The organism is Burkholderia sp. SCN-KJ, assembly GCF_024656005.1.
GTDB lineage: Bacteria > Pseudomonadota > Gammaproteobacteria > Burkholderiales > Burkholderiaceae > Burkholderia.
On the sequence record NZ_JANKOG010000025.1, the window covers coordinates 19,207 to 36,280 of the forward strand.

General features: G+C 70.7%; 7 protein-coding genes. All 7 read right to left on the reverse strand.

Annotated elements, in window-relative coordinates:
* Positions 1-2: 2 nt before the first annotated feature.
* Positions 3-4,064 carry a cytochrome P450 gene (locus NQV17_RS30670; protein WP_257775149.1) on the reverse strand — a complete coding sequence of 1,354 codons (4,062 nt, stop codon included), beginning with the start codon at positions 4,062-4,064 and terminating at the stop codon, positions 3-5.
* On the reverse strand, positions 4,061-10,105 hold the full coding sequence (locus NQV17_RS30675; protein ID WP_257775150.1) for an SDR family oxidoreductase: 6,045 nt from the start codon (positions 10,103-10,105) through the stop codon (positions 4,061-4,063). Before NQV17_RS30675 ends, NQV17_RS30670 begins: the two co-directional genes overlap by 4 nt.
* A 74-nt stretch (positions 10,106-10,179) precedes the next feature.
* The gene (locus NQV17_RS30680) at positions 10,180-11,784 is read right to left on the reverse strand and encodes an acyltransferase domain-containing protein (RefSeq protein ID WP_257775151.1); all 1,605 of its coding nucleotides are present in this window, start codon (positions 11,782-11,784) and stop codon (positions 10,180-10,182) included.
* Positions 11,766-13,193, reverse strand: a complete 1,428-nt coding sequence (locus NQV17_RS30685) for a TolC family protein (RefSeq protein ID WP_257775152.1) — start codon at positions 13,191-13,193, stop codon at positions 11,766-11,768. Before NQV17_RS30685 ends, NQV17_RS30680 begins: the two co-directional genes overlap by 19 nt.
* 3 nt (positions 13,194-13,196) lie before the next feature.
* Entirely contained in the window at positions 13,197-15,419 is a 2,223-nt protein-coding gene (locus tag NQV17_RS30690) for a peptidase domain-containing ABC transporter (RefSeq protein ID WP_257775153.1), read from the reverse strand.
* Between the two features lie 11 nt (positions 15,420-15,430).
* Positions 15,431-16,708, reverse strand: coding sequence for an HlyD family secretion protein (locus NQV17_RS30695; protein ID WP_257775154.1), 1,278 nt, complete (start codon positions 16,706-16,708; stop codon positions 15,431-15,433).
* 153 nt (positions 16,709-16,861) lie between these two features.
* A complete protein-coding gene (locus NQV17_RS30700; protein ID WP_257775155.1) occupies positions 16,862-17,056 on the reverse strand; it encodes a hypothetical protein in 195 nt (64 codons plus the stop codon).
* Positions 17,057-17,074: the final 18 nt, after the last annotated feature.

The window sequence follows — 17,074 nt, forward strand, 5'->3', positions numbered from 1 at the left end:
GTTCAAGTAGCCGACGCCGTCACGGCTTGCGTGTCGGTCGCGCCGGCGAGCCGCGCGTCGTACAGGTCGGCGATCGATGCGCCCGCGCGATCGGCGATCGCGAAGCGATCGTCCGGATAGCGCAGCAGCATGTCGGCGTCGCCCGCCTGCGCGGCGCCGAACACGATGCGGCCGATGCGCCATGCGTGCGGCGGCTCGCCGTCGGCGGGCCAGGCACCGAGCAGCACGCGCAGCACGTTTTCCAGGTGATTGACCGGCAGCCACAGCTGCGGACACGGCACGCGCCCTGCATCACCCTGCACACCCTGTACACCCCACAGCGCGGCGGGGTCTGCGGCCTTCGCCTGCGCGATGCCGCCGCTCCATCGGGCCTCGGGCAACAGGTCGTCGCGCCAGCTCGCGCGTGCGGACCGCCGGACCGGGCCGTCCTCCGTCTCGCGCGGCAGCGCGACGGTCGTGCCGCCGGGTGGATGACTGCGGTACACGAACGTCGCATCGAGCAGCACGCGGCCGGCAAGCGACGCGCAGCGCACCGTCACGTGCCAGCCGTCGTCCACCGTGCGGCCGCTCACGTCGGTGTCGAGCGCGAGATCGCCGTGGCCGTCGAGCGCCTCGGCGAGCGCGTCGAGCGCGATCGTGATGTCGACGGCTTCCTGCAGGCAGGCCCGCTCGCCGCCGGGCGGCGCGCCCCAGTCGGCCACGACGCGCGCGTGCTCGAGCAGCAGCGACGCCGGCACGGCCGCGCGGCCGCCGAACCGGAAGGCATGCGCATAGGGTGCGCCGGCCGTGCGATAGCGCGTCGAGAAGCAAGCGAACGGCCGGAAGCGCCGCGGCGTGCCCGCGTGATGCCGGCGCGTCGCGAGTTCGCCGAGGTTCGGCAAGCCTTCCACCGCGTCGAACCCGCGCAGCTGGATCGGCGTCAGTGCGCGGCCGACCGCGCCCATGTACATCGGCTCGCCGCTGCCGGATGACGACGGATTCGCCGGCGCCGCTAGTTCCGCGAGCCAGTGACGCACGCCGTCGTCGATCCGCATCGGTGTTACGTAGCGCCGCGTGACGGCGAGGTTCGTGATCATCCCGACACCGTCCCAGGTCGGCCACGCGATCGTCTTCACGACGCGCTCGCCGGCGTCGCGCCGCGCCCACCAGCCGAGCCGCGCCAGCGCCTCGTTTGCGGCCGCATAGTCGGTCTCGCCCGTCATTCCGCCCCAGCGGCCGGTCAGCGAGCCGACGTTGACGAAACAGTCGACGCGCGGCCGGTTGCGCACCGCCGCGTAGAGATTGAGAAAGCCGAGCACCTTCACGCGCGCGGTGCCGATGAACGCGTCGGCGCTCTTGCGCGGCAAGCGCACCGGCTGATCGATGCCCGCGTTGTGGATCACGGCGCGCAGCCGGTCGCCGAATGCGTCGCACAGCGTGCGCACGGCCTCCGCGTCGGTCACGTCGCATACGCGGTAGTGCACCGGCAGGCCGAGCGCGGCCACCGCGTCGAGCGACGCCTTCAGGTCGCGGCGGCGTTCGAGCTGCCGCAGCGCATCCCGGATCGCCTTCGGCGATCGCCCGGGCGTCGCCTGGCGCAGTTGCTCGAGCCCGTAGCGCTTGAAGCCAGCATCGTCGAGCGCGAGCCACGGCTCGTCGCCGGCGGGCAACGCATCGCGCCCGGTGACGATCACCGTGCAGCGATGGCGTTTTGCGAGCGCGCACGCGGCCAGGAAACCGATGCCGCGCGCGCCGCCCGAGAACAGCACGACGTCGTCGGGCGCCCAGTCGGGCGCCGCGTCGGCCGGCAGGTCGTCGCGGGTCGCGACGAGCGTATGGCGGCGTCCGCCGCGGTGGCCGACCTCGAAGCGTCCCCAGCGGTACAGTTCGCGCGCGATCAGCTGGTCGACGCGCCCCGTTTCGTCGGGCGCGATGTCGAGCACGCGCACGTTGCAGTTCGGCAGTTCCTGCGGCAGCGTCTTCGCGAGGCCGGCCCACAGTCCGCCGAGCGGCTGCACGAGCGGGCCGTCGCCATGGCCCATCAGGCCGTCCTGCCAGGTGAGCGCCAGATAGAACAGCCGCGACGTCGATTCTTCCTGCCACCAGTCGCCGTAGCACGCCTGCAGCAGCGCGACCGTGCGGCGCAGCGGCGCTTCCCATTGATCGCGCGCGTCGAGCGAGAACGGCGCTTCGATGCCGAGATCGACGATCCCGTCGAACGGCCCCGACTGCGCGACGAACGCGCTCGCGGCGGCCGCCGGGTCGGCACCGTTGGCCGGCGCGAACACGGCCGGTTTCGCGCAGGCGCGCGTGAGCGTCGCCACCACGCGCTCGACCGTGCGACCGCGGCCGTTGACGATCGCGATCCGCTTGCCGCTCAGCTCCGCCGCCGGCAAGTCGGGCAGCGGCTCGATCTCGACCGGCCGCCAGGTGAAGCGGTGCGTCGGCGTGGCGTCGGTGCGCTGAGGCGCGTCGTCCGCGATCGCGTCGCGCTGCAGAAAGGCCAGCACGTCCAGGGACAGCGTGGGGCCGGCGGAACGATCGGGCGTAGGTGATGCCGCGTTCGCCGGTTGCTCGGCGCCGGGTGTCGGTGTCGGTGTCGGTGTCGGTGTCGGTGTCGGTGTCGGTGTCGGCAACGAAGTAGCCCCCACCGCTTGCGTGCCCGTAAACGGACACACCGATGTCCTGACAGCCGGCGCGCTTGCATCCCCCCCGGCCTGCCCCGCGGACACCCGCTCGCGCAAGCGCGGCTTCGCGATCAACCGGATCCCGTCGCGCGGACGCAGCGAGATCGTCGCGCCGGTGTCGAGCGAATGACCGGGCACCGCGCTCAGGTCGACGTGCTGCGCCACCACCGCGATCAGCACGCGCATCTGCAGCAACGCGGTCTGGTAGCCGATGCATTTGCGCATCCCGCCGCCGAACGGAAAGTACGCGTACTTGTGGCGCTCCGGCGCATGCGATCCGAAGTTCTCCGGATCGAACGCGTCGGGGTTCGCCCACAGCGCCGGATGACGATGCGTGACGTACGGCGACATGAACACCGACGAGCCGGCCGGCACGTGATAACCGCCGATCTCGTCATCGTCGACCAGATCGCGCGTGAAGCCCCAGATCGGCGGGTACAGGCGCAGGATCTCGTCGACTGTCTGCGCGAGGTACGGCAGGCGTTCGAGATCGGCCGCATCGGGCGCGCGGCCGCCGAGCACGGCATCGAGCTGCTCGCGCAAGCGGCGCAACACCTGCGGATGCTGCGCGAGCGCATAGAGCCCCCACGCCATCCCGCTGCCGGTGGTTTCGTGGCCGGCGAGAAACACCGTCATCACCTCGTCGTGCACCTCGCGCTCGGTCAGCGGCGCCCCCGTGTCCGGGTCGCGCGCGGCGAGCAGCAGCGAGATCACGTCGCTCGTGTCGCAGCGCCCCGCGCGATGCTCGGCGACGATCGCGTCCACGATCGTGTCGATCCCGCGGCGCGCGTGCGCGATCCGGCGATTGAACGGCGTCGGCATCCAGCGCGGCACGAAATCGTTCAGGTTGCCCTGCGGCATCATCGCCGCGATGCCGAAGCGCACGGCCGGCCCGACGTCGTCCGCATGCCGCGAGATGTCCGCGTTGAACAGCATCAGCCCGAGCATGCGCAGGCTCACGCGCATCATTTCCTCGACGGCGTCGAACGGCGCATGCGCCGGCCGCTTCAGCCACGCCTCGACGAGCGCGAGCGCCGCAGCGCCGACCGCAGCCGTGTGCGACTCGACCTGCTTGCGGTGAAACAGCGGCTGCACCACGCGGCGGTGGCGCCGCCAGAACTCGCCGTCGGTCGTCAGCAGGCCATCGCCGAAGAACATCTTGAAGTTGTCGTAGAAGCGGCCGCGCACGTAGTTGCGGTGGTTGTCCTGCAGCACGTGCTGCACGCCGTCCGGATGCGCGAGCGCGTGCGTGAGGAACGGGCCGAGACGGTTGCGCGCGACGTCGCCGTACTGCTGCTGCAGCTTCAGCAGCATCGTGACGGGGTTGCGCTTGTACGCCGCGAGGTTGCCCATCACGACGCTGCCGCGCGGGCCGGGCGCGAGTCGCTTCATGCTCATGCGGACACCTGTTCGGAAGGCGCGCGCCCGGCCAGTTGCGCGTCGATCTCGCCGCGCGCGGCGAACGCGCCGGTCACGCGATGCACGTAGCCGATCACGATGCCCGTCACGTCGCGCATCTGCATCAGGATCCTGCCGTCCGGGCGCACCGCGACGAACCGGTTGCCGCTGCTCGCCGGCCCTTCCAGCGCGAACGCGCGCGGGCTCACGCGCAGCGCGATCGACGCGTGGCGGCTCGCCAGCTCGCAGTCGTTGCCGGCTTCGTAGATATCGATGCGGCCGATCGACATCGGCGCCGCGAGCGGAATGTAGTCGCCGGCGACGTGATCGAGCGCGGCCACGCGCGCGAGCCCGTCGAGCAGGATGCTCGGCACCACGAAGCGCGAGAACACCGGGTCGCCGTCCGGCACGTTCAGCCGGAAGCGCGCCTGCTTGCCCGCGTCGCTCATGCCGGTGTCGGTCGTCGACACGAACATGCCGGTCAGCCGCACCGGCGCCGCGTCGAAGTGATACGGATCGGCGACGGGCGTGAACGTCGCCATGGCCGGTTCGTGCCACACCGGCGCCGGCGCGTAGGCGTCGGCCAGGCGCACGGTGATCTCGAAGTGCGGCTTGTCGCGCACGAGCACCTGCCCGCCCGGCGCCAGCACGTCGCCGGAAATCCGCACGCGCACGTGCACCGCGTCGCCGTCACGCGACGCGATCCGCGCGTGGATGCGCTTCACGCTCGGCCGCTTCGCGTCGTACACACGCAGGAAGTGCAGGAATGCCGCGTCCGCGAAGCCGACGACCTTGAGCCCCGGCACGAGCCGCAGCGCGGCTTCGGCGGCCACTTCGGGCACGAAGGTTCCCGGCAGCGTCGGAAAGCCGTTGACGACGTGATGCTGCAGGTATGCGTCGCGCTCGAGGTCGAACACGCGCTCGAACGTCACGCTGTCGTCGGTCCGCGCGCGTTCCGCGCCGAGATAGAAATCGGGATCGCGCGACGCGGCGATGGCGGCCGGCGCGCCTTCGTCGAGGTCGAAGTAACCCGGCAGGTGCGTTTCGATCGCACGCCGCTCGGCGTCGCCGAGATGCACGGACATCGCCGCGCGCTCGCCGAGCCCGAGTTCGCGCATGAAGTGATGTTGCCCCTCCGCGGTGCGCATGCTCGTGAACAGCCCGCTCTTCTCGAGAAACGCGCGCGTGACCGGGTTCGCGCCGAGCCCGACCGAGCGCCACAGCGTCCAGCCGATCGTGAATTCGTCGTGACCGAGCGCCGCGCGGTGATACGACGCCTGCGTGTTCAGGAAGTCGTTGCCCGACGCGTAGTCGGTTTCGCCCGCCTGCCCGGTCAGCCCGATGAACGAGCCGAAGTTGCACCACAGGCGCGGCTGCCGCGTGCCGAACGCGCGGCGCAGGTTCCAGTAGCCGCGCACCTTGATGTCGCGCACCGCGACGAAATCGTCCAGCGACTTCACGCGCACCGAGGCCGAACGGTTCAGTCCGGCCGCGTTGACCAGCAGGTCGACGCGCGGCTCGCGCGCGAGTATCGTGTCGATGGCCGCCTTCACGCTGTCGGGGTCGAGCACGTCGGCGCGCAGGTAGGTCACGCGGTGCGCGCCGCAGAACGCGCGCATCGCCTCGATGTTCATGCAGGCCGTGCGCGCGTCGGCGCGCCGCTCGAAGGCGCGGATGATCTCGGGCAACGGCCGTTGCGGATCCAGCGCCTTCTGCTGGCGGATGTAGTCCGGGCGGCTCTTCGCGAACGTTTCGTCATCCATCGCGAGCAGTTCCGCGTCGATCGTGTCCAGCGCGCTGCTGCCGATCAGGTACAGCGTCGGGCGCACCTGCGCGGCGAGCGTCTTCATCAGCTCGCCGGTGATCCCGCGCGCACCGCCGACCGCGACCACGACCGAATCCTGGCCGAGCGACAGCCGCTCGTCCGCGCGCAGTTCACCCGTGTCCGCGACCACGCGCGGCGTGCGGCGCCGTCCGGCGCCCAGCGCGACGACCGGCAACCAGTGACGGGCGCCGCCTTCCCGCTCGGCGTCGCGCAGCGCGTCCGGCAGCGCGCGCGCATCGGTCAGCACGGCAACCGGGCGCGCTTCCGGCATCTCGATCGCCAGCGCCTTCACGAGGCCCGTGAACAGGCCGGCATCCGGATGCGGCACGTCGCCCGCGAGCGCGTCGAGCAGCAAAACGATCAAGCTGCCGTCACGCTCGAGTGCCGCATGGCAGCGCTTGATCGCGAGGAACACCAGGTCGTGCAGCGCGAGCCGCGCGGACGCAGCCGGCGCTGCGGAGCCCGGCGCGAGCGTACCGGCGTCGAGCGATGTGAGCACGCGTACGTGGCCGATGTCGTCGGGCAGGAAGTCGAGCGCCGCCGCATCGATCCGCTCGATCCAGTGCCAGCCCGGCCGGTGCGTGGCGAACGGCCGCGTCGACAGCACCACGCAGCCGGAGCCCGCATCGGCGTGTGCGGCCTGTGCGGCCAGCGCGTCCGGCATGTCGGTCACGATCACGCAGCGCGGCGCGATGAACGGCGTCGACCGGCCCGCGGGCCGCCACGGCGCATCGCGCCATTCGATCCGGTAACGCGCGACGCCGAGCGGCTCGCCGTCGGCCGCGACGCCGGTCCGGCGCAGCGGGCCGGGTATCAGGGTGCCGGGTTCAACGGGTGCGGTCGCCGCAGCAGTCGATGCGGCCGGTTCCGCGGTCGCGGCGGCCGGCGCCGTCGCATCGGCGGGCGGCACACGCAGCGCGTCGCGATGCGGCTCGTGCGGCGTGGTCCCGTGCGGGCCGGCCGGCTCGCATGCAACGTGCAGCGCGTAGCGCGCGCGGTCGCCGCCGCCGTCACGCGTGAGCGTCGTGCCGGCATCGCGCGCGACGATTGCGCGCAGCACGTCGATCGCCGAGTCGGCCCCCGCATACGTGACCGCGCGGCCCGTCGCATCGCACGGCGCAGCCGGTTCGACAGCAGCCCTCGCGTCGCCACCGCCCACTACCGCGAGCACCGGCAGCCCTTCGGCCTGCGCACGCCGCACCGTCGTGACGGCGAACAACACGATGCCCTCCGCGAGCGGCAGCCCGAACGCGGGCCGCACCTCTTCCGCCGAGTTGCCGTTGATGCCGCCGACGATCGCCATGTCGAGTTCGCCGCTGCACAGGAAACGCTCGGCCGCCTCGAATGCCGCGAGCGTCGACGCGTGGCCCGCATCGACTGTCATGTTCAATCCGTGCAGGTCGTGATAGTTCGCGACGCGCGCCGGGATCACGTTCGGCATCATTCCCGGAAACGAATTCTCGGTCGTCGGCGCGACGAGTTGCTTCGTCGCCTCGCGCAAGCCGTCCAGCACGCGTTCGGTCGCCGCGCGTTCGTCCGGCCGCGTCGCGTCGAGCACCGCGGCCGCGATGTCGTCGAGATAGCAGCGGCTCGCGTAGAGCGCCGCATTGCGCGTGGGCCCCATGTGCCCCATCACGAGTCCGATCGTGTCCGCATGCGCGTGCCAGAACGTGCCGAGGCGTTCGCGCAGGTCGTGCGCGGCGTCGAGCGCCATCAGCTGGCAGCGATCGAGCGCGCGCAGCACCGCCGGAGGCATCTTCACGCGCGCGAAGCTCGGCAGCGGGTAGTCGGTTCCGAAGCTCGCGTCGGGCGCACGGCCTTCGCCGCGCAGCCACGCGGCGACCTGGGCGTCGCCGTCGAGGCCCGGAAACTTTGCGGACCAGCCGACGATCGCGAGCGGTTCACGCGCGAACCGTCCGCTCGCCTGGCCCGCAGGCAGATCCGCACGGTACTCCGACACGATCAGGTGCCCGTTCGTGCCGCCGAAGCCGAACCCGGACACCGCCGCGACGCGTGCCGATTCACGCCGGACCGGCCACGATACCGGCGCCACCGGAATCCGCAGGTTCGTGCCGGCGATGTCGAACTCAGGCGGCGGCTCGCTGAAGCGGTGCTGCGGCGGGATCATCTGATGCCGCAACCCGAGCAGCACCTGGATCACCGACACGACGCCGGCAGCCCACCCCGTATGCCCGACCAGCGACTTGTTCGACGTCACCTGCACCGGACGGTCGCGCCGGATCGCGTCGCGCAGGCTCTGGAACTCCGCGAGATCGCCGGCCGGCGTACCCGTTGCATGCGCAACCACCCAGTCGACGTCGGCCGGTACCGTCGCGGTGCGCGCGTACGCGCGGTCGATCGCGATGCGCTGGCCGGCCGAATTCGGCGCGTAGATCGCCTTGCCCTTGCCGTCGGACGACGAGCCGAACGATTTCAGCACGCCGAGGATGCGGTCGCCGTCCGCACGCGCCCGCGCGACGCGCTTCAGGATCACGACGCCCGCACCGTCCGCGAACAGCACGCCGTCGCAGTCGCGATCGAGCGGCCGCACCTCGCCGCTGCGCGACAGCCCGTGCAGCTTCGAGAACAGGACCGAGCCGCGCGGCGCGAGCGCGAAGGCGCCGCCGCACGCAACCACGTCCTGCTTGCCGAGCAGCAGCGCCTTGATCCCGAGATCGATCGAATACAGCGACGACGAACACGCGGTGTCGACCATCATGCATTGCGCGTCGTCCGGCAGCACGCCCTGCATCGCGTTCAGGCCGACCCGGTGCGGGAAGAACGACGCGAGATCGCCGGCGCCGCGCGCATAGCGCGCGCTCAGCACCGCATCGATCGCGGCCACGCGCCGCTCGCGCTCGGCCGCGTCCACGCCCGCCTCGCTCAGCACCGCGTTCAGGCGTTCGCGCACGGCGGCCAGCACCATCCCCTCTTCGAGATGCTGGCTGCCGTCCGCCGTGTAGCCGACGAGGAACGCCACGCGATCGGCGTCGCGCAGCGTCACGCCGTCGAGCGACTGGCACAGCGCGTGACGCAGCCACAGCGTCGTCAGCTCGTGCGGCGCGGTGCCCGCGTCGAGTTCGGCGCGCACCGTCGGGCACGGCTCGAACTGCTCGATGAAGACCGAGCGCGACTGATAGCTCTTGTCCTCGGCCGACGTGTCGGGCGAATAGAACGAGCGGTAATCCCAGCGATCCGGCGGCACGTTGCCGAACAGTTCGGGGCCGTCGAGCAGCGCGCGCCAGAACGCGTCGGGGTCGCTCGCGCCGGGCAACGCGAGACCCATGCCGACCACGGCGATGTCGTCGCTGTCGGGCGCGTCGTCGGGCGGCGCGGCAGGACCGTCGGCCCGCGGTGCGTTCACGGCGACAGGCGGCACCGCGGCCGGCGCCGCCTCGCCCGCGCCCTCGGCACGCGCCGCGCCCGCCCATTCCGCGCGCGGCGACAACCCTTCGCTGCACAGCGACAACCCGCCGTCCGCGACGACCACCTGCCCCGTGATCCAGCGCGCCGCGTCCGACGCGAGAAACACGACGAGATCGGCGAGGTCCTCCGCGCGTGCGAGCCGCTTCAGCGGCGTCGCCGCGATGCTCGAGCGCTTCGTGTTCTCCGGGTCCGGAAACTGCGCGGCGACGTCGCCGTCGATCAGCGTCGACGACGCGCCGTTCACGCGAATGTCGCGCCCCGCGTACTCGACCGCGAGATAGCGCGTCAGCGATTCGAGCGCCGCCTTCGCGGTGCCGACGACCAGATAGTTCGCCGGCACGAGCGTCGCGCCCACCGACGACACGTTGACGATCGCACCGCCGCCCGAGCGCGCCATCAGCGCCGCGGCACGGCGCGCGCACCAGAACGCGCCCTTCAGGTTGGTGTCGAGCGCGCGATCGAAATGCTCGGCGCCGATCTCGTCGACGCCGAGCAGCGCACCGGACGCCGCGTTGTTGACGAGCACGTCGAGCCGGCCGTAGCGCCGTTCGATCTCGTCGAACATCCGGTCGACCTGCGCCTGCTGCGCGACCGACGCACGGATCACGTCGACCGTCGCGCCGAGCGCGCGCAGTTCGTCGGCCGTCTGCTTCGACGCGTCGAGCGAGTGGAAGAAATTCAGGATCACGTGCGCGCCCTGCTCGGCGAAACGCCTGCAGATGGCCTTGCCCACGTTTTTCGCACCGCCCGTCACGAGAACGAGCTTGCCGCGCATGCTGGTATTCGACATGGATCGCCTGCCTATCGAGAACTTGTCATTACGGGCAGGGCCCCCCTGCCGACCAACGTTTCAGCCCACGGCCGTCAGGCGAGCGCCTTCCCCTGGTTCTCGTAGACGAAATCGACGATCTGCCCGATCGCCTTGAAATCGCCGCTGCGGAAATTGGCCGGCAGCGGCGGCAGCGCGTAGCGCGCGGTGATGCGCTGGATGATCTCGGTCTGCTTGACCGAATCGATGCCGAGTTCGGCTTCGAGCTCGATCGTTTCGGAGAACACCTCGGCCGGATACTCCATCGCTTGCGCGTAGATATCGACGAGCTCCGTGAACAGCCGCTCGCGCGGCACGTGGGCGGGCTTCGCCGCCGCGAGCGGCTCGTGAGGCGCCGACGGCGCCGGCACCGCCGTCAGGGTCGGCGCGGCCACGGCCACCGCTGCCAGGCGCGGCGCGGACGCGACGAGCGGCTCGGCCTGCGATGCCAATGCGGCGAGCGTCGGTGCCGCGACCGGCGCGGCGCCGGCCGGCGCCGCGCTCGCCGCATCGAACGCGTGACGCAGCTCGCCCTTGAGCCAGTCGACGATGTGCGGTCCGCGCGCATGCCAGAACGCGTCGAACCCGGAGCCGGCGTTGCCGATGCGAATATCGTCCTTCATGATGCTGTCCTCCTGGAAATAACGGGTGATGGTCGTGACGACGCTCGATTCCTCGGTCGCGTTCGACGGGCCGCCGAACGTCCTGACCGTGCCGGGCCCCGCGATGCGCACGACGATGCGCGCCAGCGCGTTGAGCGCGCCGCATTCGACGTAGCGTCCGATGCCGTCCGCGCACGCGGCGCGAATCGCATCGGCGAACCGCACCGGCAGCACGAAATGCGACGCGAGCCGCGCGCCCGGATCGTCGGCGCCGCTGTAGCGGCGGCCGAGGATCGGCGAATACACCGGAATCGCGAGCGGGCCGTGCCGATACGCGGCGAGCCGCGCGGCGAACTGTTCGCGCGCGCCGGCCAGATCGGGGTGATGAAATCCATACGGAGACCTGAGCGTCTGTGCGGTCACGCCGCGTGCCGCGCATGCCACGACGAAGCGCTCCAGCGCGTCGCGCGGGCCGGACACGACGGTCTGCGACGGATGGTTCTCGACCGCGACGCACACGTTGCGCACCGCGTGCGTGATGGCGCTCGCGTCGATCAGCTCGCGCGTCGCGTCGGCACCCGCGGAGATCGCGGCCATCATCCCGTCGGCCGGCGCCGCCGCCTGCAACGACGCAATCCGGTCGCAGACGATCCGCGCGCCCTGCTCGATCGAATACATGCCGCCGCACGCCAGCGCCGCGATCTCGCCGAAGCTGTGTCCGATCAGCACGTCGGGCGTCACGCCGCGCTCGCGCAGCACGCCGAACATCCCGACCGACGCGCCGTAAATCCCGAGCTGCAGCAGATCGGGCGCTTCGTGCAGCCAGACGTCGAGCCCGGCATCGTCACGCCACAGCGCGCCAGTCAGCGGGCGGCCGAGGCGCTCGCTCGCGACCGCGTCGAGCATGTCGAGCGTCAGCCGCACGCTCGAGTGTTCGCGGCCCAGCTGCCGCAGCGCGCCCGCATAGAACGCGCCCTGTCCCGGGAACAGGAACGCGCAGCCGCGCGCTTGCGCGCCGCTCGCGTCCGGCCCGGCGCCGTTCAGCCCGCGTCGTTCCATAATCCCAACCTCCCGAGGCTCTCGGCCAGTTTCAGTCTCGCGATCCGCCACTTCGACACCGCGAGCACACGCTGCCGGCGCGCATCCGCGAGCGCCGACTGCGCGTTCAGCAATTCCGTGAACGTGCCGACGCCGGCCTTGTAGCGGCCACGTGCGATGTCGAGCGAATGCAGCGCGGTATCGAGCAGATGCCGCGAGTTGTCCAGGTTCGTCGTATCGGTCTGCAGGCTCTGGTAGCTCTTCCATACGTCGAGCGACACCTTCAGTTCGGTATTGCGCACGTCGGCTTCCTGTGCGTCCGCTTGCGCCTTCGCTTGCGCGACCCGGTAGCCCGACGCGAACCCTTCGAACAGCGGAATCGAGACCTGGATGCCGATCGAGTTGCTGTGACTGCTCTGCAGCTGGAGAAACGACGCCTGCTGCTGGTAAGACGGGTTGTTGCGCGCGACGCTGCCCGTCAGCGAGATCGTCGGCAACGACTGCGCGCGCACTGCCCGCACCTCGTCGCGCGCCGCTTCGAGCTTTTCGCGCGCGGCGATCAGCTTCGGGTGATGGCGCTTCGCTTCGGCGATCAGGTCGGCGACACCGCGCGTGAAGTCGTCGCGATCGGGCGACGGTTCCGCGTCGGCGATGCGCAGCGGCGTATCGGCGTCGGCGCCCAGCGTCGTCGCGAGCGTGCCGATCGCGCTCTGCAGGTCGCCCTCCGCGCTCACGCGATCGAGCAGCGCCTTGCGGTAGGTGGTCTGCGCCTGCAATGCGTCGCCGAGCGTGCCGGCGCCGCCGTCGTGCCGCGCGCTCGCCTCGGCGAGGCTCTCCTGCGCCGCGTGCTCGACCGCCTGCGCGGCAGCGAGCGCCGCCTGCGCGTCGCGCAGCGCATAGAACGCCTGCGCTGCGTCGTAGAAGACACTCTGCAGCGCATCGTCGTGCGCCGCGTTGGCCGCGCGCAGCAGCGCGCGCGCACGGTCGAGCGTCGCGCCGCGCTTGCCGAAATCGAACAGCACCCAGCTCAGGTTGAGCATGCCGTAGCGGCTGGTGCTGCGCTGGTCCTGCGAGTAGCCGCCGCTGTAGTTCGTCGTCAGGTTGTCGCGCTCGATACCCGCCGTCGCATTGAGCGTCGGCCAGTACGCGGCCTTCGACACGCCGACCTCGGCCGCCGCCGCGCGCGCATCCGACCATGTCCGGCTCAGTTGCGGATGCGAGCAGATCGCCAGCAGGATCGCGTCCTCGAGCGCGAGCGGCCGCGCGTCGACAGTCTGTGCGCCGCACGCGGTGGCCGACGCCATCGACCCGGCCGGCGTGGCCGCGACGTCATTGCGCGTGCCGTACACGTCGAGCAGCTGCGCGCGTGCCGGCAGCGCGGACACCGCGAGCGCGACGACAGCCAGCACCGTAGCGAGGGGACGCTTCATCTCTCAGCGCCCCGCGACCGGTTCGGCCGCACCGGCGTCGTGCGTAGCCGGCTGCGGCGCGACGGGTGCAGCGGCGGACGTCCTTGCCGCCATCGCCGCGCGCATCGCGGCGGTCGACTGGTCGAGCACGACCTTGCCGCCCTGCAGCATGATGACGCGCTGCGCGGACGCGATCGTCTCCGGCCGGTGCGCGACGATCAGCCGCGTCATCGCGAGCTGCGTGACGGCCGCGTTGACCTGCATCTCGCGCTGGATGTCGAGATGGCTCGTCGCTTCGTCGAGCACCAGAATGCCCGGCCGCTTGTACAGCGCCCGCGCGAGCAGCACGCGCTGCTTCTGCCCGCCGGACAGCACCGTGCCCATGTCGCCGACCAGCGTGTTGTACCCCATCGGCATCGCGGCGATGTCGTCGTGCACGGCTGCGATGCGCGCGCATTCGGCGACCCAGCGCGGGTCCGCGTCCGGGTCGAAGAAACTGATGTTGTCCGCGATCGAGCCCGCGAACAGCACGTCGTCCTGCAGCACCGTGCCGACCAGCGCGCGCAGCCGCTCGATGCCGAGCCGGCCGACGTCGAGCCCGCCGATCCGCACCGTGCCGCCCGTCGGTTCGTGGATGCCGAGCAGCACGCCGATCAGCGTCGTCTTGCCGCAACCCGACGGCCCGACGATCGCGACCGACTCGCCCGCCGCGATCGTCGCGCTCACGCCGTCCAGCACGAGCGGCTCGCCTTCCGCGTAGCGGAACGACAGCGCGTCGATCTCGATGCTCGCGTCGAGCGCGTCGGCCTCGCCCGGCACGTTGCGCAGGCTCGCGTCCGGCTCGCTTGCGGCGAACACGATGTCGGCCAGCCGCTCGCCCTGGAGTTGCAGCATCCTGACTTCGAAGTACTTGTCGATCAGGCTGCCGACCCGGCTGTCGAACTGGTTCTTGTACGCGTTGAACGCCATCAGCACGCCGACGGTGAACTGGCTGTCCATCACCATGCGCGCGCCGAGCCAGATGATCAGCACGTTCTCGATGCCGAACAGCAGGCCGTTGAGCTGCTGGTAGAAGATCTGCAGCTTCTGCACGTGCAGGCTCGCATTGACCTGCTCGACCAGCAGCGTGATCCAGCTCGCGCGGCGCTCCGTCTGGCGGTTGAACAGCTTGATCGTCTTCACGCCACGCACCGTTTCGAGGAAATGGCTCTGCTGCTTGGCCGCGTGCACGATCTGGTCCTCGGTCGCACGCCGCAGCGGGCCGTACCACAGCCACCGGACAAGCGCGTACAGCGCCATCGTCGCCAGCGCGACCAGGCCGAGCACGCGGCTGTACACGAACATCATCGCGAGCGTCACGATCGTCATCAGCCCGTCGATCACCGCGCCGAGAAACGACGTGGTCAGCGTCTGCTGGATCGTGTCGATCGAACCGAAGCGCGACACGACGTCGCCGAGATGGCGCCGCTCGTAGTAGCGCACCGGCAGGCTCAGCAGGTGCGTGAACACGTTCGCGCGCCACTGGATGTTCAGCGTGACGCCGACGTACATCAGCGCCCACGCGCGAATCGTGCCGGTCGCCTGCTGCATCAGCAGCAACAGGCCGAAACCGAGTGCCAGCACCGTCAGCAGGTCGCGATCGGCGCTGACGATCACCTCGTCGATCACCCACTGCAGGAAGAACGGCTGCACCAGCATGAAGACTTCGAGCGCGATCGCGAGCGCAAGGATCTGCGCGAGCGAGCGCGACAGCCCCGACACCGGGCCGAGCAGCTCGCGCAGCTTCACCGCCGGCCGTGCCGCGCGCGGCGCGAACCCGGCGGCCGGCCACAGTTCGAGCGCGACGCCGGTGAAGGCGCGCGACACTTCGGCGAGCGACACCTTGCGGATGCCGTGCGACGGATCATGAATCGTCGCGGTCTTGCCGCTCACTTCCTTCAGCACGACGAAGTGGTTGAAATTCCAGTGCAGCAGGCACGGCAGGCGAAGCTGGCCGAGCTGCGCCAGGTCGAGCTTCACCGCGCGCGTGCCGAGCGCGAGGCGCTGCGCGACCTCGATCACGCGCCCGAGCCCCGCGCCCTTCAGCGAGACGGGGAATTGCCCGCGCAGCGTCGCGAGATCCACGTGATGACCGTGATAGCCGGCCACCATCGCGAGACACGCGAGCCCGCATTCCGCGGCCTCCGTCTGCAGGATCATCGGCAGCTGGCGGCCGAGGCCGAACGAGAGTCGATCGAGTAGTGCCATGCGCGACCTCGTCAGAGTTTGCCGGTCAGGCTGTAAAGCGGCTCCAGCACCCATTCGTACAGGCGCCTGCGCTCCTGCAGGATGTCTGCCTGCAGCGTCATGCCCGCCTGCAACGGTTGCTGCGCGCCATACGCGGTGACGTGCTGCGCATCGAGCGCGACGACCACGCGATAGAAGGTCGCATCGCGCCCCTCGCCCGGCGTCGCCGCCGGGCCGCCGTCGTTCGCGAGTTCGGCCGCCGACAGCGCCGTGCGCGCGATCGACACGACCTCGGCGCGATACTGGCCGAATTTCTGGTAAGGAAATGCCTGGTAGCGGACCAGCACCGGCTCGCCGACCCGCACGAAGCCGATCGCCGTGCTCGGCACGAACAGGTGCGCCTGCCAGCGCGCGCCGCCCGGCACCACGCTCGCGAGCGGCCGCGAAGTATCGACCGACTGGCCGACGTCGGCGATCGCCGCCGTCACGACGCCCGCTTCCGGCGCGGTGACGACGATCCGGCGCTTCGCCTCGCTTTCGATCAGGTTCTGGTCGACGTCGATCACGTTGCGGTCGATCTGCGCGAGCTGGTTCTGCTGCTTGAGGTCGAGGCCGGCCAGCTGGTTGTTCGCTTCCGTCAGCAACTGCGCCGTCGACGCACGCTCGCGCAGCAGCCCGTTCAGCTTCGACTGCTGGTCGAGCAGGTCGGCTTCGCGCTGCTGCGCCTGATCCTTCGAGATGTAGTCCTGGGCCAGCAGGCCGCGATAGCGTTTCGCGCCGTCGGCCGCGATCGACGTGCGCAAGCGCTGCGCCGCGAGCTGATCGTCGATCTGCGCAAGCTCGCCGCCCAGGCTCGCGATCTTCGCGCGCACCGTTGCGCGTTCGTCCTGCTGCAGGCTGCGCGTCTTGTCCATTTCCGCGAGCAGCGACGCCTTGCGCTGCCGCGCCTGCGCGATCAGCGCGGCCTGCGTCGCGCCTTGCGCCGCGCTCTGCAGGTCGGTGGACACCGTATAGAGCGTCTGCCCGCGTGCGACGTGCTGCCCTTCCTTCACGTCGCGCGCGACGACGATCCCCGGCTGCAGCGCATAGACCTTCACCAGCCCCGCATCCGGCATCACGACGCCGCTGACCGTCGTGCGACGCGTGTAGGTGCCGAACGCGAAGAACAGCAGCACGCACGCGGCCATCGCGACCGCGGCGGCCGCCAGCAGCGTCAGCGACACCGGGCGCACCAGCACGATCTCGCCCAGCGCGCCGGCGCGCTGCGCCTGTTGTGCTTCGTGCCGGAAGAGAGAAGTCGGGTTCGTCAAGATACGGGATGACAGACAGTCAGTTGGGTTCGACGGGATGCCTTCCGGTTGCCCGGGAAGATCGCCGCGGCACCCCGCTCCGGTGCCGCGGCGGCCCGCGATTCACGCGATGGCCGCGCAGCGCGCTGCCATCGCACGGAAATCGCGTCCGGCTTACGCGTGGTAACCGCCCAGCAGGCCGAGCAGTGCGTTGCCCGTGCCCACGACAGCCGTCGTCAGCGCTTCGCCGACGTTGTAGAGCGTCTGGCCGTACAGCTCGACCACGTTGCCCAGCGTGTCGAAAATCGAGCCGCCGCCGTAGTAGCCGCCGGAAACTTGTGCGATTTCCTGCTGATTCAGTTCTTGCATTGCGTTTCTCCAGATTGA